The sequence below is a fragment of the Devosia lacusdianchii genome (assembly GCF_022429625.1).
Classification (GTDB): Bacteria; Pseudomonadota; Alphaproteobacteria; order Rhizobiales; family Devosiaceae; genus Devosia; species Devosia lacusdianchii.
This window is the reverse complement of record NZ_CP092483.1, coordinates 192,963-214,781: the sequence shown is the minus strand read 5'-3', so window position 1 is coordinate 214,781 and position 21,819 is coordinate 192,963. Positions and strand designations below refer to the sequence as shown.

Here is a 21,819-nt window from a genome sequence, read left to right as displayed (position 1 = left end):
CTAGCGCGGCCAGGGCTGCAACTGATCGAGCCAGCGGGTGCGGCGGATGAGTTCGCCCAGTTCGCAATCGGCAAAGACCAGGTCGCTGGCTTGGCCGCCACCGGCCTCGGCGCTTGCCGCCTCGCAAATCTCGGCGCGCATTTCGAGCCAGCCCGCCTGCTCCTGCTTGAGGGCATCGGGGTGAGAAACGCGCTCCAGCGCCTCGGCATAGGCGTCGGCGAGCTTAAGATCGAGTCGGCCATATTCCGCGCCGATGCAGTCCATCATCGTGGGGTGCACACCACCGCTGGCATCAAGGCAATCGGTGTAATCGCTGGAGGTGACGACGTCCTCCGCTGGCAGTTCGAACGCGGCATAGTCGTCGACGGCCCAGGCGGGCATTGCGAGCAAGGCCAGCGACAGAATAATGGCGGCGATCTTCATGAGTGACGGTCCTGGTGTCGGGATTGGCGCACCATCACCGTAGCTCGAATGCGGCGTCAATCGGCGTTGCGCACCGGTACACCGCGCTGAACGCTAGAGCTGCTTAAGCCACGCAATGCGGCGAGCGGTTTCGATGAGCAGGCAGCTTTCGCGCACGAGGTCGTCGGCCCCTGAGGTCTCGGCTTCGCAGTATTCGCTGCCCTGCACAATCCAGGCGGTCTGGTTGCGGCCGAGTTCATTGCCATCGACGACGCGATCCATGGCGTCGGAATAGGCCGTCGCCAGCCGCGGTTGCAGTCGCTGGCGCTCGGCGACGATGCAATCCTGCATGGTGGCGGGGACCGCGCGGCTGGCGCCAATGCAGTCGTAATAGTCGCGGGTATAGACCTTGTCGACTTCGGCCGCGGGCACGTCGTAGGGCACGAGGCCGTCGATGGCGACAGCCGGCACGACGATGGCGAAAAGCAGCAGGCAGGCTAGAGCACACTCCATGCAACAGGCTTCATTACGAGTGCATCGCCGTCCGAAACTCGGACGATCCGGTACACCACTGGTTCATCGCCGGACATGACTCAAAACCCGGCTGGGTTAGACTGGCAATGAACAGGGGCGCCACCATGGACGGATTTCACAGAGGGCATTATCGCCCATCGATGGACGGATCACGCCGCCAGCCACGCGCTGGCCTTGGCGGCGGCCTGGTCGCGCGTTGCGACATTGAGCGTGCGCAGCAGGACCGAGACGTGGTTCCTGACGGTGAATGGGGAAATGGCGAGCAGGCGGCCGATCTGCTTGTTGGACTTGCGCTGCACGATCAGTTCGAGAATATCGCGCTGGCGGGACGTCAGCGGGTTGCCCGCGGGGGCGGGAACGGGCCAATCGGCGGCGACGGGCTGGATACCGGCCGCCTCGAGGCCTTCGGCATCGAGCATCACCAGGGACGCGTTTGGCATGTGGCGCTTGAGCTGCGATAATTCATTGTCGTCGAGGGCCGAAACAAGAGCCAGGACGACGCGACGGGACTGGACGGGAAGCGGATTGTACTGCACGGGGCGATCCACGGGGTTAAGAACAAGACCATGCCCAGAACGGGCACTACACCCTAGGCTGGGTGTGGCGGCCAGCCGATCGTCCATCCGACCGGTGACGTACCGGGCCGGGCGGAGCGCTGGGTGTTTTCGACGAATGGCTGGCTGGGTCGACGAACGACAGGGGATTATGGGATGACGCCATTGCATGTGACCAAGCGCGCGGCGGCTGAAATCTTCGGCACGTCGCTGGGCGGCGCAACATTCCGGCTCAGCGTCGTCTATTGGACGGTGGTGTTTCTGTCCTCGAGCGTGCTCTGGGGGTTTGTCGGCACCGATCCGTTCGACTCGGCCATGGGCAAGCTGGTGCATTACGCGCTGGCGGCGCTGATGACCTTCGGCATTACCGCCATCCTGTCCCGATTGCGGGCGCTGTCAGTGGTGTGGAAGGCGGTGCTCTGCTTCGAGCTGGCACTGGTGGCCGCACCCATCTATGTGCTGATCGACCTCGCCATCTATGCGATCTGCACCTATCCGACGCCGATCGTGTTCAGTTGGACCGAGACGGCCTACAACCTGGTCTATGGCACGTCGCTGTTCTTCGGCTGGTCGTGCCTCTACATGTCGCTGCAATACAGTTTCGAGGTGCGCGAGCAGGAGCGCCGGCTGGCGGCGGCCCGCGAAGAGGCGCTGTCGGCCCAGATGCGGGCTCTACGCTATCAGGTCAACCCGCACTTCCTGTTCAACACGCTCAATTCCATGGCCGGGCTGATCGAGGAAGGCGCCACCGACAAGGCGCGCGACATGGTGCTGTCGCTCTCGTCGTTCCTGCGCACGACGCTCGAACTCGATCCGCTGCAGGACGTGCCGCTCAAGGACGAGATCGCCTTGCAGCGCGGTTATCTCGATATCGAGCGCAACCGCTTCTCGGACCGCATGACGGTCAATATCAGCATGGCGCCCGAGGTCAGCGACGCGCTGGTGCCAAGCCTCATCCTGCAGCCGCTGGTGGAGAATGCCGTCAAGCACGGCGTGGGACGGCGACCCGGCGACGTGGAAATCCGGATCAGCGCGAGCGGTGATGCCGACAATCTGAGCCTCGTGGTCGAGAACGACATGGTGCACGGCCAGGATGCCAGCGAGGCGGCGGTGGAAGGCATGGGCATAGGGCTCAGGAATGTCGCCGAACGCATCGCGGCACGCTTCCCCGGCGCGGCCTCCTGTGTGGGCAGCATTGTCTCGCCCGGCCGCTACCGTGCCACGCTGACCATGCCGCTGCGCCTCGCATGAGTCCGCTGTCGATTTTGGTGGTCGACGACGAGCCCATAGCTCGCCGGCGACTGGTGCGGCTCTTGGCCGGGATGGAGGGACTGAGCCCGGCCATCGAGGCCAATGATGCGCCGCAAGCGATCGCGGCAATTCGTACGCATCAACCCGATGTGCTGCTGCTCGACATCCAGATGCCGGGTGGCAGTGGTTTCGACGTGCTCGACGCCATCGGCCCCGACGCTCCGGCCGTGGTGTTCGTGACGGCGTTCGACCACTATGCGCTGCGCGCCTTCGAGCGGAATGCGGTGGACTACGTGACCAAGCCGATCGAACCGGGCCGGCTGAGCCTCGCCATGGCGCGGGCGCGGGCGACGCTGGTGGCGCGCGACAGCGAAGAGCGACTGGCCGAAATGCGCAATACGGTCGCGACCCTGCGGCAAGCCCTGCGCGAGAACCAGCGGCAGATCACCCAGTTCTGGGTCAAGGCGCGGGGCGAGTTCATCGGCATCGCGGCCGAGAAGGTGACTCGCTTCCAGGCCGACAAGGATTATGTGCAGATCCATGCCAATGGCGAGAGCTACCTCTATGGCGAGAGCCTGGGTTCGCTGGAGCGGCGGCTCGACCCGGCCGATTTCGTGCGCATCCATCGCAGCGTGATCGTGCGGCGCAGCGCCATAGCGCGGGTGCGGCAAGCGCCGTTCTCTGCGCTGGTGGCTGTGCTGACCGACGGTACGGAAATCCGGGTGGGGCGGACGTTCACCAAAGCGGTGCGGGCGGAAGTCACGCAACACGGCTGACGAAAGAAAAGGGCGGCAGGGATGGCTGCCGCCCAGTTTATCAGGGAGAAAACGAATTCTTGCGCGTCACGCGCGGGGCTGGGGAACAATGCGCAGGTAGGGCTTGGGTTCCTTCCAGCCATTGGGGAACTTTTCCTTGGCGGCTTCGGCTGAAACGGACGAGGCGATGATGACGTCCTCGCCATTCTTCCAGTTCACCGGGGTGGCGACCGAGTATTTTGCGGTCAGCTGCAGGCTGTCGATGACGCGGATAACCTCATCGAAATTGCGGCCGGTGGAGGCCGGATATTCGATCTTGAGCTTCACCTTCTTGTCCGGACCGATAACGAAAACTGAGCGCACCGTCAGGGTGTTGTCAGCATTGGGATGGATCATGTCATAGAGGCGAGCGACTTCGCCCTTGGTGTCGGCCAGCAGCGGGAAATTGAGGGCGGTGCCTTGAGTTTCCTCGATGTCCTTGGCCCAGCCGCCGTGATCTTCGAGCTTGTCGACGCTGAGTCCGAGAACCTTGACGCCACGCTTTTCGAATTCGGGCTTCAGCTTGGCGGTATAGCCGAGCTCGGTGGTGCAGACCGGGGTGAAATTCTTGGGATGGCTGAACAGGACGGCCCACGAACCATCGATATAGTCATGGAAGTGGATGGGACCCTCGGTGGAGTCGACGGTAAAGTCGGGGGCGGTATCGCCAATCAGAATTGCCATGGTCTTGTCCTTTTCGGGCCCGCAAGGCCCCAACGCTCTTTGCATAGAGAATATCGTACTCCGCCCTGCCGGTTGAAGCGGCAGGGGGCGAAATCCTTTTATGTTTTGGTGCTGCGAAACGCTATGACATTCCAAGAGCTTGCCGCCCCGCAGCAAAGCTCAGGAAAACAGCGCGAGGAGCCGGGTCGGCGCATCGGGGTGCTGGACGATATAGGCCATCAGCGGCGGCAGCACGCCGAAGGCCATGGCCATGAGCGGGGTGGCGTTGCAGAACCGGGCGATCATGTAGACGATCAGAAACACACCAAAGGTAACGAGCAGGTCGAGCGCGTTCCCGGTCACCGCAGCAATCAGCCAGGCCATGTGCACCATCCCAGACGCCAGCAGGCATGGGGTGCACATTGAGGCCGGGACATTTTCATTCGGTGGCGGAATGAAAGCGAATTTGACGCAAATACGCTATTGTACGGAGGCGGGCGCCCCGTTGGTCCAGGTGACCTGTTCGCCGGCCAGGGGGATGACCGAGAGGCTCATCTTGCCACTGCCCTGCTGGATTTCGCGGGCATGCGCGAGATAGACCAGCGAATTGTTGGCCTGGTCATAGACGCGGGTGACGCGCAGCGACTTCCAGATCAGCGAGCGGCCCTCCTTGAAGATCTCCTCGCCGCCGGCGCGGGTCTGGATATCGCCAATGGTGATGGGGCCGGTAACCGAGCAATCGAGCGCGGAATAGGATGGGTCCTCGAACCAGTTGCCCTGGCTGATGCGATCGATGAAGGAGCGGTTGAAGTAGGCCAGGTGGCAGACCACGCCCGCGACTTCCGGGTCAGCGACGGCATCGATCGAAATGTCATTGCCGGTCCAATCGACGCCGACATTGCCCACTTCGCGGCTATCGCCACAGGCGGCAAGGGAGACGGCAACGGCGGCGGTCAGAGCGAGGGCGGCGAAGCGGTTCATCTGTCACTCCTTGATGGGCGGACCACAGATGGCCCGCCCCCTGCCCCAGCACAAGGGTCAGTGTCGATTTTCCCGCAGGTAGCGTTCGAGCAGGCGCACCAGCAGGGAGAGCGTAATTGTCATGGAGAGGTAGAGGAAGGCCACGACATTATAGGTTTCGAAGAACAGGAACGTGCCGGAGGAATAGACTTTGCCCAACTGGGTGATGTCCTGCACCCCGAGCGCCGAGACTAGCGCTGAGTCCTTGATCATCGAGACAAAATCGTTGGCGAGCGGCGGCAGGATGGTGCGCAGGGCTTGGGGGAAGGTGACGAGCCGGAAGCACTTCCAGCGCGACAGGCCAAGCGAACGGGCGGCTTCGAGCTGACCCCGATCGACCGCCTCGATGCCGGCGCGGAAAATCTCGGCGATGAAGGCCGAATAGCACACGGTCAGCGCCACGATAGCGCGCCAGGCGAAATCGAACTGACGAATGGTGATGGTGGTGCCGAACGGCTGCAAAAGCCAGTTGACGGCGACGACCATGGCCGGGGCCGCCACGAAGGCGACGTAGAACAGGAAGACCAGCACCGGGATGCCGCGAATGATCTCGACATAGAAGGTGGCGACTTCGCGCAGGATGCGATTGCCAGAGGTGCGGGCCAGGGCCACCAGCAGCCCGATGAGCGTGGCGGCGGTAAAGGCGACGGCGGTGACCCAGATGGTGGTGAAGATGCCGCCGCGCAGGGCGTTGAAGATCTGCGAATAGGTGCCGTTGCTGTAGATCGCCCAACCGGCCATCACGAAAAGCAGCGCAATGGTGAGGAGCCACCACGGCAGGCGGGAGAGGACGGATGGTTTGCGGGGGATATAGGTCATTGGTTGGCTTGTAGGCTCTCAGTCGGCTCCCTCCCCCTTGTGGGGAGGGATCAAGGTGGGGGTGGGCCGCAGACGCCAGGCTTGCGGATAGATACCCCCACCCGACCCCTTCGGGGCCACCCTCCCCACAAGGGGGAGGGAGGTTGACTGAGAGTTTGGGGTCCGGCAGCGCCGCCTATTGCGCGGCGTTGTACTCGTAGAACCACTTCTGCAGCAGGCTGTCCATGGTGCCGTCGGCCTTGATCTGGGCGAGAGCGGCGTTGACGGGTTCGAGCAGGTCGGAACCAGGGGTGAGGATGAAGCCAAAATCCTCGGTGCCGAGCGGACCGCCGACGACTTTGAAAGCCCCCGGATTGGCGCCGATATAGCCATTGGCCGAGGTCTGGTCCATCAACACGGTATCGACGTCGCCGGCCTGGAGCGCCGCAACCGAGGTGCCGAAGGTGTCGAACAGCTTGATGCGCGGATTGTCTTCCTTGCCGTCGAGCACGTTGTAGACGGCGACGTAGAAATTGGTGGTACCGGCCTGGGCGCCGATGAGCAGGTTCTCATCGGGCGCGAAAGTGGCTGCATCGGTGAAGCGGGTTTCGTCGGCGCGAACCAGCATCAATTGCTGGCTGGTCAGGTAGCTGTCGGAGAAATCGATGAGGTTCTTGCGCTCGTCATTGATGGTGATGCCATCCATGCCGACTTCGAACTGGCCATCCCGCACCGCCTGGATCATCACATCCCAGCTCGACAGCTGCCAATCGACCTTGGCATTGAGGCGCTTGGCGATCTCGTTGAACAGGTCGTATTCGAAGCCAATGCCCTCCCCGGTCGCCGGATCGGCAAAGTTGAGCGGCACATAGGCGTTTTCGGTGACGGCGACGATCTCGCGTCCGGCCAGATCAGGCAAGGGAACCATGTCAAGCGCCCTGGCCGAGGGCAGACCGAGCGTCAGTGTTGCCAGTGCGGCGGCGATAATCTTGGCGAAAGGCATCATGAGGCAGCAATCTCCCGGACAATGTTTGCCGGGAGATTAGACCAAGCGGTCAAGACTTGGGAATGGGGTGTTTAGCGTGCCGGCCAGCACGTGCGGTGCCCTCGGGTCAGGCCCGAGGGTGACGCGCGGTCGGTGCGGTTGGCATGGCGGGCTTCGACATGCCCGAGGGCCTAAGCCTCGTCGACCGTTTCGGCCTTGGCGGCGCGTTCCTTGATCGACTTGATGCAGTTCTTGGCGCTGGACTTGGACTTGTAGGTCTCCGAGCGCACCATGGGTTCGCCATTGGCGGCGACGAAGCGCACGAAGGTCTGGCCATCCTTGGAGGCCGCGATCTCGAAGCGGTAGCCCTTGCCCTCTTCGCCCTTGGTCATGTCGACCACTGCGGCGCCGGGCGCATTCTTCTTGATCGACTCGATGCAATTGGTGGCGCTGGCCTTGGACTTGTAGTTCTCCGACCAGACCATGGTTTCGGCATTGTAGACGAATTTGGCGATGAACTCGCCGTTCTTGGCTGATGTGATCTTGAAGCGATGTGGCATGACGCTAGCCCTCCTCAGGAGCGGCCGCGACGCAGCCGCTTTGCACAAGCCAGCTTAACGGCGTGCGCGAAGAAGGGAAGCCCTTGATATGAAGGCATTTAAGCCCGGATTTGCCGGACCGGCGGCTCACTCCGTCGGGGCGTGCCGATCGATATGGCCCAGATCACGGCCGGGATCGATATGGTCGCGCACCATCTGCTTGAGCTGCTTGACGTCAGGGAAGCCGCCATCGCGCTTGCGCTCCCAGATCAGCGCACCATCGAGCGTGATCTCGAAAATGCCGCCGGTGCCGGGCACCAGCGTCACGGCCCCCATTTCAAGGCTGAAGGTGGACAGAACTTCCTGCGCCATCCAGGCGGAGCGCAACAGCCAATTGCACTGGGTGCAATAGGTGATGGTCAGCGACGGCTTAGTCGTTTCAGTCACTCAGGCCTTCTTGCTCTTGAGCTCGGCCGGATCGACCAGCGAGGCCAGGATCTGGTCAACCAGGTCGAGATCCTGCCGCTTGCCGGCCGCCTGCTGCTGCAAATCCACTAGGTAGGAGGTGGTGTAATAGAGCCGCCGCGCCAGCATGGTGGCGATATGCAGCGAGAATTCCGGACGGCTATCGAGGAAGGTCAGCGCATCGGGGATTTCGTAGGCGGTGACGGCCGAGAGTGCCTTGACCGTGGCCGAATGCGGCATGTCGAGCAGCACGGCCATTTCGCCGAAGATGGAGCCGGGCTCATCGACATGGGTAACCTGGGTGCGCTCCCGGATGACCTCCACCTCGCCTTTTTCCAGCACATAGAGCCGGCCCAGTCGCTCGCCTTCGGGCAGCATGATGGCGCCCGGCTTGAAGCTGACCTGCTTGAGGCCTTTGCAATATTCGAGAATGTCCGCCATCTGTCACTCCGCCCCGATCGCGGCCGATGGGCGCCGCGCCGGTAACCCGAAGCCAGCAGCCAGTTTTCGACCCGATGCTCTATATCGCGCAAAGTGCGGAGCCGGTCAAAGCAAAGCCGCCCGGCGTGAACCGGGCGGCCAGTGGTGCGGCGACTGGCTGGGCTTAGTTCACCCAGACCACGGTGCGGGTCGAGGTATCGACCAGGGCCGGACGATCGCCGATATAGACGTAGGAATAGCTCGATTCCGGCACGACGCTCAGCTCGGTGCCATCGGGCAGCACATAGCCGACCACGACGTCGCCCTCGACTTCGATAGGCGCCACGGGATTGGCAATCGCGAAATCAGCCGAAGCCTGCGGCACGAGGTAGCCCGGCGACTGGACCAGGGCGCGGGTCTCAAGATCGACCACCCAGACCCGATCATTGGCGTAGATATAGCCATATTGCGGGTCACCCTCGATTGGGTAGATGGTGACATCGGCCGGGACGATGAAGCCGACATTGGCCGTGCCGTCGAAATAGATGGGCTCGACCGGATTGGCGGTGGCGTATTCGACCGTCGAGGCTTCGACGCCGGCGCCGGCGCCGATAGTGGCGCCAGCAAAGCCGCCGACGACAGCGCCGACAGGACCGCCGAGGATGCCGCCGATGACCGCGCCGGTGGCGCCGCCACCGGTCGCGCCGACAACAGCGCCGGCTTCAGCTTCGGACTGGGTGCCCACGACTTTGTCCTGAGCGAAAGCGGGCATGGCCAAGCCAAGCGAAAGTGCGGCCACGGAGGCCAGGAGTATCTTGTTCATTTTTCTTATCCTTTCACGGAGTGGCGTGAGCCACTCATTGCGGAACGCGCGGGCCTAGTTGGCCGACGCGACTAGCCGCCCCGTGTCGACAAAACGGGGCGGCTGGCTGTTCGTTCCGATGGAGACGGAAAGGAGCAGGCGGCGTGACCTATTGGCCACAGGGGCGATCAGGCCTGCCGCGTCAGGGTGACCCGCATCCAGTCGAGCCAGCGATCGGCATCATGGCGCTGCCAGAGGCCGGACAGCGTATTGCCATCACCGGCAATGTCGCCACGGAAGCGCTCGGTCGCGCCATCGATCCGCCACTGCCGCCCGTCCAGCGCCGCGGTGTAGTCGCTGACCTGGCCGGCATTGTCGTAATTGCGGGTGACGTAACTGTCGCCGTCCGTGGCCATGCCAATGATCTCCATGGATCGCACCGGCTCGCCGCCCATATGGGCCTCGACATAATGGACGAGGAAATGCCGGCCGGGCATCCAGCGGTAGATATCGGTGGCAAAAAACTCCTCGGCCTCGGCGCCATGGTCATCGAGCATGACGATGCGCGTGGACCAATGGCCGGCCAGCGCATTGAGCTGGGCTAGAGCCGCGTTGGGAAAAGTCGTGCGGTCATGTGACTCGGCCTCAAGTCGTGATGGAAGGAACGCCGTAGCGCAGGACGACGGTGTTGGAGCCCGGGAGCAGTCGGTGTTCGAGCAGTTGAAAGTCGGCGTGGCTGGTCCGTTCGAAGGCGGGGACGCCGGCGCCCAGGGTGACGGCGGCGACCAGGATGTAGATTTCGTCGACCAGTCCCGCCGTCAGCAGGTCGTTCCACAGCACGTGGCTGCCGAAAACCAGGATATCGCCGCCGTCGCCCTGCTTGAGTCTGGTGATACGCGCATGGGCCTCAGGACGGCGCACCACCTCGGTGGTGTCGCGCCACGCGTCGGCGAGCTTTTCGGGCAAGGAGTCCGAGACCACCAGCTTGGGCAGCTCGGTATTGAGCCGGGAAATCTCGCGCAGGGTTTCATGCGCCGAGGCATCGTCCTTCACGGAGGGCCAGTAGCCGCGGAACATGTCGAAGGTGGTGGCGCCGAATAGCAGGTAATCGGCCGCTCGCATGCGCTCAAGATTGTAGTCGTCGAAGCCAATGTGCATCGGCAGCACGGCGGGATTGCCGTCGGCACCGGCGCAGAAGCCATCAAGGGAAACCATGATGGAGACGATCAGTTTGCGCATGGTCAGCGCTCCTTTAGCTGGCTTGGTCGCTGATGAACGCGACTTGCTTGTCGAGACATTCGTTCCAACCGCCGACATGACTGTCGCGATCGGCTACGGTCTTGAACGGCGCCTGGTGGAAGCGCTGGGTGGTGACGCCATCGGTTTCCTCGAAGCTGATGGTGATGTCGGTGAGGCCGGAGCCGTCTTCCCAGGCGAAGGTCATGACGATCTGCTGGTTGGGAACGATCTGCTTGAACGTGCCGCCGAACCAGCTGTCGCCGTATTGCTGGGAAGCGATCAGGCCGCGGTATTGGCCGCCGACACGGAAATCGACGGTGAAGCTGGGGCAGGTGAAATCCTTGGGGCCGAACCAGCGCTTGAGCAGCTCGCCATCGGTCCAGAGGCGGAAGACGAGGGCTACGGGGGCATCGAAGCTGCGATCGATGACGAGCTCGGTATCGGCGACGGTGTCAATTCTTGCGAGCATTGGGATCTCCTTTGGTGAGGTCCTTGAGCAGGGCGTCCATCTTGTCGAAGCCCTGGTCCCAGAATTGGCGGTAGCGTTCGACCCAGGCTGCGAGGTCCTTGAGGGGGGCGCCTTCGAGCTTGACGGGGCGCCACTGGGCGGTACGGCTGCGGGAGACGAGGCCGGCTGTTTCGAGCACTTTGAGGTGGCGGGAAATGGCCGGCAGGCTGATGGCGAAGGGATCGGCCAGTTCGTTGACCGTGGCTTCGCCATGCGCCAGCCGGGCCAGGATGGCGCGGCGGGTGGGGTCGGCGAGGGCTGAAAGCGTCTGGCTCAGGGGGTCGGTTGCGGGCTGCATTTAACGTTTCCGTTAATTAACATAATTGTTAATTAGAGCGGATGGCGTTGCGAGTCAACCTTTACTATGGAGACCCGCTAGAGGCGCTTTTCGATGGCGGGGATGATGGCTTCGGGGAGGGTGTCGGGGGCGAAGCGCTGGGCGACCTGACCATCGCGGCCGATGAGGAATTTGGCAAAATTCCACTCGATATCGCCGGGATGGGCGGCCTTGAGCCAGGTATAGAGCGGGCTCTCGCCGGGACCGTTGACGTCGAGCTTGGCGAAGAGGGGGAAGCTCACGCCGTAATTGACCTGGCAGAACTGGGCGATCTCGCCGGCGCTGCCGGGCTCCTGGCCGGCAAACTGGTTGCAGGGGAAGCCGAGGATGACGAGGCCGCGGGCGCCGTAATCCTGATAGAGCTGTTCGAGCCCTTCATATTGCGGGGTGAGGCCGCATTTGCTGGCGGTGTTGACGATGAGCACCAGCCTGCCGTTGTAGTCGGCAAGGTTCTGGGGCGTGTTGTCGAGGCGGAGAAGGGTGAAGTCGGCGAGCTGGGTCATGGGCGCGACTCAGGCAGCGGGCAGGCGCAGATCGTTTTCACTGACGATGCGCTGATAGGATTCGAGCGTCGATTGCACCTTGTACTGGATCATGTGGCCTTCATAGGGCAGCAGCGCCACGATCTTGCATTCGCCGGCGCGGCGCGAACTGCTGCCATGGCTGGGCAGGAGATCGAGAGACTGGCCGACGTGGTACTTGTGCATTTGAGGGCTCCGCAGGGACCGGACCTGAGCGCCCGACCGGGTGTTTATACACGGTACGGGCGCTGACCGGGCAATAATCGGCGGCGTGCCAAAGCGCCGGACGGCGCGCGGCCTCCGGTGGCACAGAGCGAGCGGGACCCGAGGCGATGGCCGCCCCTGAGTTTTGTTTAGTGAGACGGTGATCGCCTCGGGTCGCCGGTTTTTGGAACAACACGCGGAGTCGCGGACCGGGAACGCTCGTCCCGGCCGGCCGGTGCTCGGACCTGCGCAGCGGCGAAGCCGCGCCCAGCGCCCTCCGCTACTGTTCGCCTGCAGGCCGCCCGTGCGGAGGGATGGAGCAAATTTAATCGAGCAGGCGCAGGCGGGGATAACTTTTCTGGACTTCGGCCACGATCTCGGCCACCGGCTTGCCTGATCGGGCGGCGCGGCCAGCCTCGAAGCCGCGCTGGAAATCGGCGGCACGCTGCCCATCGATGCGCTGCGCCAGCTTGTCGCGCAGATCGGCCATGTCCCGGCGCGGCGGCAGGGCAGCGGCGGGCGGCTTGAGCCGCATGATCGGCTGGCGCGGGCCCTCCACACGCCACATGCGGCAGCCGAACTGCGCATCGAAAAAGCTCCGCTGGCTCTCCCAGGCGTCGAGCATAGCGAGCGCCTGGCCCAGTTGCACGGCCAGCCCACCCAGATCGGACGCCGCCACCGGCAACCTGGTGTGACGGCCGGATTTGGGAGCAAAGGGCACGCAATCGCTGAGCAGGCCTTCGCCGGCAATGCGCAGGATTTCCGGCAGAGGCGCGGTGAGTTTTTTGGCGCCGAGGGCGAGGACATCCTTGTGCAAAGCGGTGAGGCTCAGCCACAGCGCCTCATGGCGCTCGGCCATGGCATGGGTGACCCTGGGCTCGCCGGATCTGGCGGCGGGCGCAGCTTGCGCCGCAAGCTGGCCTTGAGCGCCGGGCGCGAAAGGCGGGTGGTTGGTTTGTGTGGGCATGAAAACTCCTGTCCTTTTGGCGGAATGCCGGACAGGAGAGGGTAAGGCGGGGTGGAGGGGCGGGGATTAGTTTTGGCTGCTCATTGAGCTAACCACAAGTGCCAAAGCGACAGGTCTCCAGGCGAACTGGTGCTAGCCTGTCCCACATAGACGAAGCTCCGACCATGCACGGATTGATCAAGTGCAAGAGCGACCCCAGTGCCGGCGTCCGGCAGGTTCTGAGTTAAGTAGGGGTCAGGCGTGAGGCCCATATGGGTCGACAAGTGTGGAGCCAGCGCTGACGAGATCGAGGACCCGTCTCGAACGTACGCAATGACGATACCCTCTTTAGAGCCCCACGCGTACTCGCCGTCGATGAATCTGCGAATGCCGTTCGTGCAATAGAGCGCCACGCCCTTCGCCTTGGCTGCGTCGATCACCTTACATTCCACCACCAAGGGGAATGCGGGATGGGCCCTAGTTAATAAGATCGACAGATCTGGCCGCTTCTCCAAGTGACTTCCATCAAAGCTAACACTTTCTTTACCGCGAGCTACGCCACACACCAATTGGCCAAAGGACGAATCCGTGATGACAGCATGATTCAGCCGAGCTTCAAGCAAGGCATTGAGCTCCGCCTCATCCATCTCTGCAAGCACAGTTGCGCCTAGCTCCGCTACCAACTTTGTCCATTCGTCGCTTATGGTCTGCGCTATGGCCCTCAAATATGTCTCTGGTATCGCAGGTATGGGCAGTGACACGCCTCTCGTCAGCTGGTCGATTTGCTCTATTCGGGTATGGATCGCGGTCAATTTTTAACGGCCCCTTTTGGGGACAACAGGCCTTCCAAATGATCCCAAATTATTGCTCTAGCCACGAGCCTCGCCTGACTGCCGGACCAGTATCGCGCTTGATTGATCTTTCCGACCCAAATTTCTTCGCCACCACGATCCGGATAGATGATTTCAGTTGCGGAGATTTCATCGGCAGCATTGAGCACTTCCATCCACCTTGGCTGTTCAGGTGCAGACTTCTGTTCAACAGAATTCTTGGAGAACTGGATGCGAACGAATGCCCATGGGGATAACGGCGGACAATGTCCCTCCGAAACACGGACCGTGCGATCAAACCTTTGCGCCCATGGCGAAAGTTCCTCATTCAACTTCGTTCTAAAAATGTCTCGCTGACTGGCTGTGGTCTCACATCTTGCGGCAAGGCGATTTCGGGAGAACGGGAGGCTGAACGATAGTGTATCCGATATCGTGGCGAGGTCAGTCGTGCTTAGACCGTATAACCCGCCTACCCAGCTATTTATCTGGTCGCGTGCGCCTTCGAGCCCGGCATTGGCCGCTAGATCAAATAGCCGGGTGACTTCCTTTCGATCCAATTCGTTTAACCTGTCAAAAGGGACTATTGGGAGTCGATCGATGACAAATTTTTCGACTACTTCGCGCTCGAAGCCAAACCTCCCACTTGTAACAAGTGCGTGCCAAATTGAGATATCACTGGAAATCAAGATTGCCAGGTATCTAACCAGTATCTCTCCATCACTATGACTTGCGGCGCTATAGCCATGAAAACTCTGGTTAAAAACTAGATCTTTGTCCGAAACAACAACTACTATCCTCTCTGTACTTACCGGAGGTGACTCTCTAACGAGCAATAATGGCCCCTGAAATAATTCGACGGGACGCGGATCATGGATTCTGGTCTGGTGGAATTTCCTCAAATTTCCTGGTTCAACGAAGATTGAACCATCAGCATCCGATATCTCTGGAAACCCCTGGAGGTATGAGGCATCGACCCCCGGCAACTGGTCGGTTGACGACTTTCTTACTCGGCTGCTGGCTCGCAGGCGTTGATAGCCGTTGCCAGTAAACCGAGCTCGACCGTGATGCTCTCCAAAGGTGGAGCGCCAAAATTCCATCACTGTTGGAAGCGCCTTCTTCTGCAAGCGATCATAAACCTCCAAGTCTAGACGCCCGCCTCGGAATAGCAATTTTAGTAGTTCCGGCCTTCTTTGCACGGAATCTGAAGAAACCACCTCACTGTTAGCAACGTCTATCCGCCAAGCGCCGGCCCTGTTCAAACCCTCATCTAAATGAGGGCTTACGAACGTGAAGCCTGCTCCGACTCCCGGCACGTTGTTGCGGGCAAAGAGGAGGCAGAACGGCGCAGATATCTCAGGCCACACCCTAGTATTGCGGAGCTCAGTGCCATTAATTATGGAGGTGATATCCAGCGCTGCAAACAGCGCCGCGCGCGCCTCCGGCATTGTCTCTCCGCTTTGAAAAAGCACCCGGGCGTGCAGAGCGAATGCTATCTGCCCACCCGGGCGCGCCCACTCCATGGCACGCCAAACAAACGGCAGATCAAGCACGTCATTGGGCAAGGGAGCTGGAATTGCATGTCCGACGCGATCCTTCGCTATGTCTGCAACATGCTTTAAGATTTCCGTCCAGTTTGGAACCTTCGTGGCAGTGGCCCAAGGCGGATTGCCAATAACCAGATCATACGCCCCGCGATGCTCTTTTCCGACCTTACTACCGAGACTGCCCAATTGATCTTGGCTGACTGTGTCAGTGCCTTGAACGGCAGAGTGCCCCAAGAACTCAAGTACGCGGGGTCGTAGATCGTCAAACCGCAGCTTCCGGAGCGGCTCGGGTTCGGGATCAAGCTCGATTGAGGCTAGGTATAGGCCTAGGGCCGCAAATCTCAGTGCGGCCTCATTTATGTCAAACCCCTTAATGCATCCATACAATATGGATCGCAGCTCGCTGGTTTGCGGACGGACGCCGTCCACTCGCCACCTCTCCTGAACGAGCTGGCGGAATGCCGTCACCAAAAATACTCCGGCGCCAGCCGCTGGATCAAGAACACGCGCTTTATGTGCGATACCTTCTCGCCTGAACGCTTGGAACGTACCTCTGACGAGAAGGTCCGCGATATGGCGAGGCGTATAGTACCCGCCTTCGCGTCGCTGCTTCTTTGGGTCGTGCCTACTTAGGTAGCGTTCGTAGGCCTGGCTCAACACGCCGACTGGAATATGAGCGAAATTCAAAAGGGCCCATTTTTCTTGCCAGGGCAGCGACAGTTGCCCGTCTGGTGCGCGACGCAGGATGTCCCCCAGCACTCCGTACGCCTGCGGCGAAAGTCGATCAAATAGGCCATCAGTCAACGGCAGAAAGTCGCCATTAAAGGTGTCGTCAAGCCACTTGGATGCAGCAATAGCACTTGGCCCTTCATCGAAGGCCTCCCCAACGGGACCGTCATAGTTTGGAATTGTTTTCGATGAGATCAGGTCCCGGTCGGCGAGAAACCTGACAAACAATGCCCGGCCTACCAGCGAAATGGCGTCTTCGTCAGAAACCCCCTCGCCAATCAGTACGTCCAGAGACCCGATCAACAGCCGTAGTATGACGTCACTTATCCACCCGCGCGAGGAAGCCACGCCCGGTCGCTCATTGATCAAGTGCGGAATCGTGATCAGCCTATCCGACGCGTTTCCCACCTCCAGCGCTAGTTGCCCAGCTTCGCGCTCGTCCAAACTGATTGGAAAGATGCTGAGGCGGCCACGCGAAAAAAGCCCTAAGTATTGTGCGTCGCCACGCATCGCGAGAATTCGTCTAACGCGCTGAATGCCATCCTTATCCAGTGCCTCGCCGTCGGCGAGAAACATGAGAGGTCGATGGTTCCACTCATAAACACCAACAACCGCTGAAAGCTCAGAATCAGCTTCGCTGCGTGCTGACACTAGGGTGATATACGGCAACGCATCGGGTCCAGACCCGTCGAAGTACAAAACTGCTCCGGGATCGCCGCCGTGGCTTAGCAGTGTCTCTTCAAAAGCCGCCACCATTGATTTCCCCCGCTTCAATGATAGCTAAGAATGAAGAACATAGGAAGAACGAATGATAACCTAATCATCCCCCATCTTCAGCGCCTTGATAAACGCCTCTTGCGGAATCTCCACTGACCCGAACTGCCGCATCTTCTTCTTACCGGCTTTCTGCTTTTCCAGCAGTTTGCGTTTACGCGTCGCGTCGCCGCCATAACACTTGGCCGTCACGTCCTTGCGCATGGCGCGGACGGTTTCGCGGGCGATGATCTTGCCGCCGATGGCGGCCTGGATCGGAATGACGAACAGATGCGGCGGGATCAGCTCCTTGAGCTTTTCGCACATGATGCGGCCGCGGCTTTCGGCGACGGTGCGGTGGACCAGCATGGAGAGCGCGTCGACGGGCTCGGCGTTGACTAGAATGCTGAGCTTGACCAGGTCGCCGGGGCGGTGGTCATCGAGGTGGTAATCGAAGCTGGCATAGCCCTTCGATATGGACTTCAGGCGATCGTAGAAATCGAACACCACTTCATTGAGCGGCAGATCGTATTCCACCATGGCGCGGTTGCCGACATAGCTCAGATTGCGCTGGATGCCGCGGCGATCCTGGCAGAGCTTGAGGATCGAGCCGAGATATTCGTCGGGGGTGAGAATGGTCGCCTTGATCCAGGGCTCGCGGATTTCCTCGATCTTCATCACATCGGGCAAATCGGCCGGATTGTGCAGCATCATGCTGTCGCCATTGGTCAGCGCGATCTCGTAGACCACTGACGGCGCGGTGGCGATCAGGTCGAGATTGAACTCGCGGCTCAGGCGTTCCTGGATGATTTCGAGGTGCAGCAGCCCCAAAAAGCCGCAGCGGAAGCCGAAGCCGAGGGCGGCTGAGGTTTCCATTTCAAAGCTGAAGCTGGCGTCGTTGAGGCGCAGCTTGCCCATGGCAGCGCGCAGCTCGTCAAAGTCACTGGCATCGACGGGGAAGAGGCCGCAGAACACGACGGGCTGGGCCGGACGGAAGTCGGGCAGTGGGGTGGAAGTCGGCTTCTTGTCGTCGGTGATGGTATCGCCGACATTGGTATCGGCCACTTCCTTGATCGAGGCGGTGAAGACGCCGAGTTCGCCGGGGGTCAGTTCCTTGACTTCGACCAGCTTGGGCGTGTTGACGGCGACGCGATCGAGCTCATAGACCGCGCCCGAGGCCATCATGCGGATCTTCTGGCCCTTCTTCATGGTGCCATCGATGATGCGGACGAGAACGACGACGCCGAGATAGGTATCGTACCAGGAATCGACCAGCAGCGCCTTGAGCGGGGCATTGATATCGCCCTTGGGGGCGGGCAGGCGATGGACGATGGCTTCGAGCACGGTGTCGATGCCGACGCCGGTTTTGGCCGAGATTTCGAGGGCTTCGGAGGCGTCGATGCCGATGACGTCTTCGATCTGCTGTTTGACGCGCGGAATATCCGCGGCGGGCAGATCGACCTTGTTGAGGACGGGGACGATTTCATGGTTGGCATCGAGCGCGTGGTAGACGTTGGCGAGGGTCTGCGCCTCGACGCCCTGGGAGGCGTCGACGACCAGCAACGAGCCTTCCACCGCGGCCATGGAGCGGCTGACTTCATAGGCGAAGTCGACGTGGCCGGGGGTGTCGATGAGGTTGAGGATGTAGGTCTCGCCGTTATTGGCCTTGTAGGTCAGCCGGACGGTCTGGGCCTTGATGGTGATGCCGCGCTCGCGCTCGATATCCATCGAATCGAGCACCTGCTCCTTCATCTCGCGCAGGTCCAATCCCCCGGTCGTCTGGATCAGGCGATCGGCCAGGGTGGATTTGCCATGGTCGATATGGGCGACGATGGAGAAATTGCGGATGTGGGAAAGCGGCGTTGTCATAAGGGCGCTGATAGCAGAAGCGGGGTGGCTGAGAAAGATGGTTTAGCGCAGGTTAACAGGGGTGTTGCGGTGCCTTTTGCGGGCTGGCGCGTTACGGGTTCATGCGCACGCTCATTAAACTGCTGATCGCCCTGCCGCTGCTGGCCCATCCGGTTGCCGCGCAGGATATCTTCCAACCGCTGCAGGACATGGTCGACGAGCTGACCAATCCGCCGCCACGGCCGCCGAGAACGCCAGCGCCCAAGGCGCCGGTGGCGGTTGCGCCGGAAGCGCCGCCGGTGCCACGGCCGCGGCCGCCCAGCCTGCCGGATGTGCCCGTGGTGGAAGCGCCTGCCGTGCCTGACGCGGCGGAGGAGGCGGTGGACGAACAGGCGGTCGAGGAGCCGGTGGAGCCCGAGGTCGAGGCGAAGCCGGAGGTGGAAGCGAAGCCGGAACGGGTTTATCAGGTGGCGTGCCCGGCTGTCATTCAGGGGCTGGTGGAGGCGGAGATGGCGCCGCCGCTGAGCGAGGGGATTTGCGGGGAACAATCGCCGCTTGTGGTCACCGGGGTGCTGAGTAAGGGGCGGATGGTGCCGCTATCGTCGCCGGTGACTACCAATTGCCAAATGGCGAGCGCCCTGCCCGACTGGGTCGAGACGGTGGATGGCTATGCCGAGACCATGCTGGAAAGCCGGCTGGCGCAGGTGGATACGGGCACGAGCTATATGTGCCGCAACCGCTATAGCGCCGAGAACGGCTTTACCTCCGAGCATGGCTTTGCCAATGCGGTGGATGTGACCGGGTTCACGCTCGAGGATGGGCGCAGCATCGGGGTCGAGGGCGACTGGATGCCGGCGGCGGAGCCGGAGGGGCGGCTGCTGCGGCTGGCGCATGATGCCGCCTGCGGCGACTTCATGACGGTGCTGGGGCCGGAGGCCAATGCCGAGCATCATGACCATCTGCATCTGGACATGGGATGCCACGGGCAGAGTTGCACGACGCGGATCTGCGAATAGGGCCGGAGCGGCGTTGCCACCCCGACCCTGAAGGTTCAGCGCCGGCCGAGCGCCAGCAGCACGACAAGCGCCATGCCGGCGGCATAGGCGACCAGCGGCCAGGCGGAATCGCCCGGGAGCAGCACCACGAAGGCGGTACCGACAATGCCGACAAAGAGGCTCTGTACGCAGAAGTACAGGGCCACGGCCGATCCGGCGCGGTCGCCGAACTCGGCCAGCGCACCATTGGCGGTGACGGCGCTGGCAAAGACCATGCCTACCGCCATGACCCACATGGGCATGATGAAGCCGATGAGGGGCGGCACCGCGAAGAGTTGGCCCAGTGCAGCGAGGGCGGCACCGACCAGCAGGGTCAGCATGCCGCGCCGCAGGCTGCCAGGAATGCCCCAGCGGGTCACGAAGCTCTTGGCGAAGCGGGTGGTGACGATCATCACGATGGCGGCGGTGGAAAAGGCCAGACTGAAGCCCAGTTCGGAGAAACCGGCGCCCTCGATCAGGATCAGCGGGGCGGTGGAGAAGAAGACGAAGAACGTCCCCATCGCCGCGCTGAAACCCAAAGTATAGGTCCAGAAGGCCGGGCTGCGCAGGATCGGCAGGAAGGACAGGCGCTGCACAGCGCCCTCCGGCCGGGTTTCTGGCCAGCGCAGGCCGGCATTGAGCCCGGCAAGCACCGCCAGCATGCCGAGGACCACGAAAATGGCCCGCCAACCGAGAGTGTCGGCGATAAGCGCTCCCGCGATCGGCCCCAGGGCCGGAACGAAGGACAGCATGGCGCCGAAGAGGCTGTAGATCACGGCACCTTCAGGCCTGTCGGCATAGACATCGCGAACCGTGGCGAAGGTCGCGACCAGGACCGCCGCCGCGCCCGCCGCTTGCAGAAAACGGCAGAGCAGGAAGGGTAATGGCATTGACCCGGCCGCCAGGGCGAAGGAGGCCGCGGCAAACAGCACGGCGCCGCCCAGCAGCACCGGACGACGGCCAAAGCGATCGGACAGCGGCCCGAAGACGATCTGCCCGACGCCGAGCGTGATCATGTAGACGGTCAGCGTGAGCTGTACGAGATCGGGGCTGGTGCCCAATATGGCCGGCATGGCCGGGACGACGGGCAGGTAAATATCCATGGCCAGCGAGGCGAGGATATCGAAGGGGGCCATCAGCAGCAAAGCCGCCGGAATGGAATAGGCCCAGACAGGGTTTGGTTTCGGCATGAGAATGCATCCGCTCAAATGAGATCATCTGGCGGCGTCTGCGGATCAGCCTGGGCTGGGATTTGGTTCGACAGAACGCCGCAACAACAAAGAAGGGTTGTTGCGGCCTAGCGGTCTGACGACTTGCCGGTATCCATGTCTGCTGCTTCCCGAACGTCTGGTGCAGCCGGGACTTAGCAGACAAGACGGCTCAGCGCAATTTTCGGCTATTGGGCGGGCGCGGCTGCCGGAGCAGCGGCCGGCGCTTCAGTGCCCGGTGCGGCGGCGGCCGCAGGAGCGGCGGTCTGGGCCTGGTAGATGGCCGTGACAGCATCGACGCTCAGGCGGTCGGGGCTGCCTTCGGCGCAATCAGGCGTGGTGCGTTCGACATCGGCCTTGACCTGCGCATAGGCTTTTTCGCTGGTGGCAGGATCCATGCCGAGGCTGGTTTCGAGGCGCTTCTGGTCGGCGTCGATGCCGGCGGAGACGGCCGGTTCGATGGTGACAGTGCAGAGCTCGATGACGGCCTTGGTGGCGTAGAGGCCAGTCAGCAGATTGGCCTGCTTGGGCGTATTGTCGACGGTGGCGGTCGGGTCGACGACGATTTCGGGCGCCGTCGGCTGGACGGGAAGATTATCCTGCGCGGTAGCAGCGCCGAGACCGATGGCGAGAAAGGCGAGCGCGGCGAGAGGGCGGATCATCGAAAGCTCCATGTCGGCGGGGAATTTGCTCCCCCCTTCAAAAGCCCGATTATGGCCTCAGCACGGCGCGCGGTCGGAAAGGGGATGATGCACCGGCAGATCGGCCCAATCACGCAGGGACAGCGTATCGGGATCGGTCGGGGCGCGGTCGGCGGGGGCGAAGACTGCCAGAAGGCGGCTCAGGATTGTCAGGATGCTGGACATTTTGTGACCTCCTTCAAGGTCTGCT

The 21,819-nt window shown here is 61.9% G+C and carries 27 protein-coding genes and 1 pseudogene; 3 read left to right on the top strand and 25 right to left on the bottom strand.

Features of this window, described 5'->3' with window-relative positions:
- The 3 genes from MF606_RS01130 to MF606_RS01120 all read right to left on the bottom strand — a co-directional run bounded on the left by MF606_RS01130 (window position 1) and on the right by MF606_RS01120 (window position 1,472).
- A complete protein-coding gene (locus MF606_RS01130) occupies window positions 1–423 on the bottom strand; it encodes a lysozyme inhibitor LprI family protein (RefSeq protein ID WP_240231610.1) in 423 nt (140 codons plus the stop codon).
- 93 nt (window positions 424–516) lie between these two features.
- The gene (locus MF606_RS01125; RefSeq protein ID WP_240231609.1) at window positions 517–915 is read right to left on the bottom strand and encodes a lysozyme inhibitor LprI family protein; all 399 of its coding nucleotides are present in this window, start codon (window positions 913–915) and stop codon (window positions 517–519) included.
- 170 nt (window positions 916–1,085) lie between these two features.
- Window positions 1,086–1,472, bottom strand: a complete 387-nt coding sequence (locus tag MF606_RS01120) for a helix-turn-helix transcriptional regulator (protein WP_240231608.1) — start codon at window positions 1,470–1,472, stop codon at window positions 1,086–1,088.
- 174 nt (window positions 1,473–1,646) lie between these two features.
- Here MF606_RS01120 and MF606_RS01115 point away from each other — a divergent pair, with 174 nt between their 5' ends.
- A complete protein-coding gene (locus tag MF606_RS01115; protein ID WP_240231607.1) occupies window positions 1,647–2,741 on the top strand; it encodes a sensor histidine kinase in 1,095 nt (364 codons plus the stop codon).
- Window positions 2,738–3,517 carry a LytR/AlgR family response regulator transcription factor gene (locus MF606_RS01110; protein ID WP_240231606.1) on the top strand — a complete coding sequence of 260 codons (780 nt, stop codon included), beginning with the start codon at window positions 2,738–2,740 and terminating at the stop codon, window positions 3,515–3,517. The genes MF606_RS01115 and MF606_RS01110 overlap by 4 nt, the downstream gene beginning before the upstream one ends.
- A 66-nt stretch (window positions 3,518–3,583) precedes the next feature.
- Here MF606_RS01110 and MF606_RS01105 read toward each other — a convergent pair whose 3' ends face one another.
- The 19 genes and pseudogenes from MF606_RS01105 to lepA all read right to left on the bottom strand — a co-directional run bounded on the left by MF606_RS01105 (window position 3,584) and on the right by lepA (window position 18,707).
- On the bottom strand, window positions 3,584–4,219 hold the full coding sequence (locus MF606_RS01105) for a peroxiredoxin (RefSeq protein WP_240231605.1): 636 nt from the start codon (window positions 4,217–4,219) through the stop codon (window positions 3,584–3,586).
- A gap of 159 nt (window positions 4,220–4,378) precedes the next feature.
- Window positions 4,379–4,582: a hypothetical protein gene (locus MF606_RS01100; protein ID WP_240231604.1), complete on the bottom strand. Its 204-nt coding sequence runs from the start codon at window positions 4,580–4,582 to the stop codon at window positions 4,379–4,381.
- Between the two features lie 96 nt (window positions 4,583–4,678).
- A complete protein-coding gene (locus tag MF606_RS01095; protein ID WP_240231602.1) occupies window positions 4,679–5,179 on the bottom strand; it encodes a CreA family protein in 501 nt (166 codons plus the stop codon).
- Window positions 5,180–5,236: 57 nt separating this feature from the next.
- A complete protein-coding gene (locus tag MF606_RS01090; protein WP_240231600.1) occupies window positions 5,237–6,037 on the bottom strand; it encodes an amino acid ABC transporter permease in 801 nt (266 codons plus the stop codon).
- A gap of 175 nt (window positions 6,038–6,212) precedes the next feature.
- The gene (locus MF606_RS01085; RefSeq protein ID WP_240233920.1) at window positions 6,213–7,019 is read right to left on the bottom strand and encodes a transporter substrate-binding domain-containing protein; all 807 of its coding nucleotides are present in this window, start codon (window positions 7,017–7,019) and stop codon (window positions 6,213–6,215) included.
- A gap of 173 nt (window positions 7,020–7,192) precedes the next feature.
- Window positions 7,193–7,561: a YegP family protein gene (locus tag MF606_RS21695; RefSeq protein WP_240231599.1), complete on the bottom strand. Its 369-nt coding sequence runs from the start codon at window positions 7,559–7,561 to the stop codon at window positions 7,193–7,195.
- 126 nt (window positions 7,562–7,687) lie between these two features.
- Window positions 7,688–7,987: an Rdx family protein gene (locus MF606_RS01075; RefSeq protein WP_240231598.1), complete on the bottom strand. Its 300-nt coding sequence runs from the start codon at window positions 7,985–7,987 to the stop codon at window positions 7,688–7,690.
- Window positions 7,988–8,446, bottom strand: a complete 459-nt coding sequence (locus MF606_RS01070; protein WP_240231597.1) for a Crp/Fnr family transcriptional regulator — start codon at window positions 8,444–8,446, stop codon at window positions 7,988–7,990. It abuts the gene before it with no gap.
- Window positions 8,447–8,609: 163 nt separating this feature from the next.
- Window positions 8,610–9,248, bottom strand: a complete 639-nt coding sequence (locus MF606_RS01065; protein ID WP_240231596.1) for a DUF1236 domain-containing protein — start codon at window positions 9,246–9,248, stop codon at window positions 8,610–8,612.
- Between the two features lie 167 nt (window positions 9,249–9,415).
- A pseudogene (locus MF606_RS01060) lies at window positions 9,416–9,820 on the bottom strand (DUF1579 family protein); the annotation flags it as partial.
- Between the two features lie 52 nt (window positions 9,821–9,872).
- Window positions 9,873–10,466 carry a dihydrofolate reductase family protein gene (locus MF606_RS01055; RefSeq protein WP_240231594.1) on the bottom strand — a complete coding sequence of 198 codons (594 nt, stop codon included), beginning with the start codon at window positions 10,464–10,466 and terminating at the stop codon, window positions 9,873–9,875.
- 13 nt (window positions 10,467–10,479) lie between these two features.
- The gene (locus tag MF606_RS01050) at window positions 10,480–10,935 is read right to left on the bottom strand and encodes an SRPBCC family protein (protein ID WP_240231593.1); all 456 of its coding nucleotides are present in this window, start codon (window positions 10,933–10,935) and stop codon (window positions 10,480–10,482) included.
- A complete protein-coding gene (locus MF606_RS01045; RefSeq protein ID WP_240231592.1) occupies window positions 10,919–11,272 on the bottom strand; it encodes an ArsR/SmtB family transcription factor in 354 nt (117 codons plus the stop codon). The genes MF606_RS01050 and MF606_RS01045 overlap by 17 nt, the downstream gene beginning before the upstream one ends.
- Window positions 11,273–11,349: 77 nt before the next feature.
- The gene (locus MF606_RS01040; protein ID WP_240231591.1) at window positions 11,350–11,814 is read right to left on the bottom strand and encodes a glutathione peroxidase; all 465 of its coding nucleotides are present in this window, start codon (window positions 11,812–11,814) and stop codon (window positions 11,350–11,352) included.
- A gap of 9 nt (window positions 11,815–11,823) precedes the next feature.
- Window positions 11,824–12,018, bottom strand: a complete 195-nt coding sequence (locus MF606_RS01035) for a hypothetical protein (protein WP_240231590.1) — start codon at window positions 12,016–12,018, stop codon at window positions 11,824–11,826.
- 343 nt (window positions 12,019–12,361) lie between these two features.
- Window positions 12,362–13,003, bottom strand: coding sequence for a hypothetical protein (locus MF606_RS01030; protein ID WP_240231589.1), 642 nt, complete (start codon window positions 13,001–13,003; stop codon window positions 12,362–12,364).
- A gap of 80 nt (window positions 13,004–13,083) precedes the next feature.
- The gene (locus tag MF606_RS01025) at window positions 13,084–13,794 is read right to left on the bottom strand and encodes a hypothetical protein (RefSeq protein ID WP_240231588.1); all 711 of its coding nucleotides are present in this window, start codon (window positions 13,792–13,794) and stop codon (window positions 13,084–13,086) included.
- The gene (locus tag MF606_RS01020) at window positions 13,791–16,841 is read right to left on the bottom strand and encodes an HsdM family class I SAM-dependent methyltransferase (protein WP_240231587.1); all 3,051 of its coding nucleotides are present in this window, start codon (window positions 16,839–16,841) and stop codon (window positions 13,791–13,793) included. The genes MF606_RS01025 and MF606_RS01020 overlap by 4 nt, the downstream gene beginning before the upstream one ends.
- A gap of 60 nt (window positions 16,842–16,901) precedes the next feature.
- A complete protein-coding gene (gene lepA, locus MF606_RS01015) occupies window positions 16,902–18,707 on the bottom strand; it encodes a translation elongation factor 4 (protein WP_240231586.1) in 1,806 nt (601 codons plus the stop codon).
- Between the two features lie 101 nt (window positions 18,708–18,808).
- On the opposite strand from lepA, the gene MF606_RS01010 reads away from it, so the two are divergent.
- Window positions 18,809–19,702 carry an extensin-like domain-containing protein gene (locus MF606_RS01010; protein WP_240231585.1) on the top strand — a complete coding sequence of 298 codons (894 nt, stop codon included), beginning with the start codon at window positions 18,809–18,811 and terminating at the stop codon, window positions 19,700–19,702.
- A gap of 35 nt (window positions 19,703–19,737) precedes the next feature.
- Here the strand turns inward: MF606_RS01010 and cml are convergent, their stop codons facing one another.
- From cml to MF606_RS00995, 3 genes are all read right to left on the bottom strand, one after another.
- Complete coding sequence (cml, locus tag MF606_RS01005) at window positions 19,738–20,910, bottom strand: CmlA/FloR family chloramphenicol efflux MFS transporter (protein WP_240231584.1); 1,173 nt, start codon at window positions 20,908–20,910, stop codon at window positions 19,738–19,740.
- Between the two features lie 206 nt (window positions 20,911–21,116).
- Window positions 21,117–21,590, bottom strand: a complete 474-nt coding sequence (locus MF606_RS01000; protein WP_240231583.1) for a hypothetical protein — start codon at window positions 21,588–21,590, stop codon at window positions 21,117–21,119.
- A 57-nt stretch (window positions 21,591–21,647) separates the two neighbouring features.
- Window positions 21,648–21,794, bottom strand: coding sequence for a hypothetical protein (locus MF606_RS00995; protein WP_240231582.1), 147 nt, complete (start codon window positions 21,792–21,794; stop codon window positions 21,648–21,650).
- Between the last annotated feature and the right edge of the window lie 25 nt (window positions 21,795–21,819).

Bases quoted from the DNA above. Each gene is read 5' to 3' on its own strand.
- MF606_RS01130 (WP_240231610.1), bottom strand. From the start codon at position 423: ATGAAGATCGCCGCCATTATTCTGTCGCTGGCCTTGCTCGCAATGCCC.
- MF606_RS01125 (WP_240231609.1), bottom strand. From the start codon at position 915: ATGGAGTGTGCTCTAGCCTGCCTGCTGCTTTTCGCCATCGTCGTGCCG.
- MF606_RS01115 (WP_240231607.1), top strand. From the start codon at position 1,647: ATGACGCCATTGCATGTGACCAAGCGCGCGGCGGCTGAAATCTTCGGC.
- MF606_RS01110 (WP_240231606.1), top strand. From the start codon at position 2,738: ATGAGTCCGCTGTCGATTTTGGTGGTCGACGACGAGCCCATAGCTCGC.
- MF606_RS01105 (WP_240231605.1), bottom strand. From the start codon at position 4,219: ATGGCAATTCTGATTGGCGATACCGCCCCCGACTTTACCGTCGACTCC.
- MF606_RS01100 (WP_240231604.1), bottom strand. From the start codon at position 4,582: ATGGCCTGGCTGATTGCTGCGGTGACCGGGAACGCGCTCGACCTGCTC.
- MF606_RS01095 (WP_240231602.1), bottom strand. From the start codon at position 5,179: ATGAACCGCTTCGCCGCCCTCGCTCTGACCGCCGCCGTTGCCGTCTCC.
- MF606_RS01090 (WP_240231600.1), bottom strand. From the start codon at position 6,037: ATGACCTATATCCCCCGCAAACCATCCGTCCTCTCCCGCCTGCCGTGG.
- MF606_RS01085 (WP_240233920.1), bottom strand. From the start codon at position 7,019: ATGCCTTTCGCCAAGATTATCGCCGCCGCACTGGCAACACTGACGCTC.
- MF606_RS21695 (WP_240231599.1), bottom strand. From the start codon at position 7,561: ATGCCACATCGCTTCAAGATCACATCAGCCAAGAACGGCGAGTTCATC.
- MF606_RS01070 (WP_240231597.1), bottom strand. From the start codon at position 8,446: ATGGCGGACATTCTCGAATATTGCAAAGGCCTCAAGCAGGTCAGCTTC.
- MF606_RS01065 (WP_240231596.1), bottom strand. From the start codon at position 9,248: ATGAACAAGATACTCCTGGCCTCCGTGGCCGCACTTTCGCTTGGCTTG.
- MF606_RS01055 (WP_240231594.1), bottom strand. From the start codon at position 10,466: ATGCGCAAACTGATCGTCTCCATCATGGTTTCCCTTGATGGCTTCTGC.
- MF606_RS01050 (WP_240231593.1), bottom strand. From the start codon at position 10,935: ATGCTCGCAAGAATTGACACCGTCGCCGATACCGAGCTCGTCATCGAT.
- MF606_RS01045 (WP_240231592.1), bottom strand. From the start codon at position 11,272: ATGCAGCCCGCAACCGACCCCCTGAGCCAGACGCTTTCAGCCCTCGCC.
- MF606_RS01040 (WP_240231591.1), bottom strand. From the start codon at position 11,814: ATGACCCAGCTCGCCGACTTCACCCTTCTCCGCCTCGACAACACGCCC.
- MF606_RS01035 (WP_240231590.1), bottom strand. From the start codon at position 12,018: ATGCACAAGTACCACGTCGGCCAGTCTCTCGATCTCCTGCCCAGCCAT.
- MF606_RS01030 (WP_240231589.1), bottom strand. From the start codon at position 13,003: ATGCCCACACAAACCAACCACCCGCCTTTCGCGCCCGGCGCTCAAGGC.
- MF606_RS01020 (WP_240231587.1), bottom strand. From the start codon at position 16,841: ATGGTGGCGGCTTTTGAAGAGACACTGCTAAGCCACGGCGGCGATCCC.
- lepA (WP_240231586.1), bottom strand. From the start codon at position 18,707: ATGACAACGCCGCTTTCCCACATCCGCAATTTCTCCATCGTCGCCCAT.
- MF606_RS01010 (WP_240231585.1), top strand. From the start codon at position 18,809: ATGCGCACGCTCATTAAACTGCTGATCGCCCTGCCGCTGCTGGCCCAT.
- cml (WP_240231584.1), bottom strand. From the start codon at position 20,910: ATGCCGAAACCAAACCCTGTCTGGGCCTATTCCATTCCGGCGGCTTTG.
- MF606_RS01000 (WP_240231583.1), bottom strand. From the start codon at position 21,590: ATGATCCGCCCTCTCGCCGCGCTCGCCTTTCTCGCCATCGGTCTCGGC.
- MF606_RS00995 (WP_240231582.1), bottom strand. From the start codon at position 21,794: ATGTCCAGCATCCTGACAATCCTGAGCCGCCTTCTGGCAGTCTTCGCC.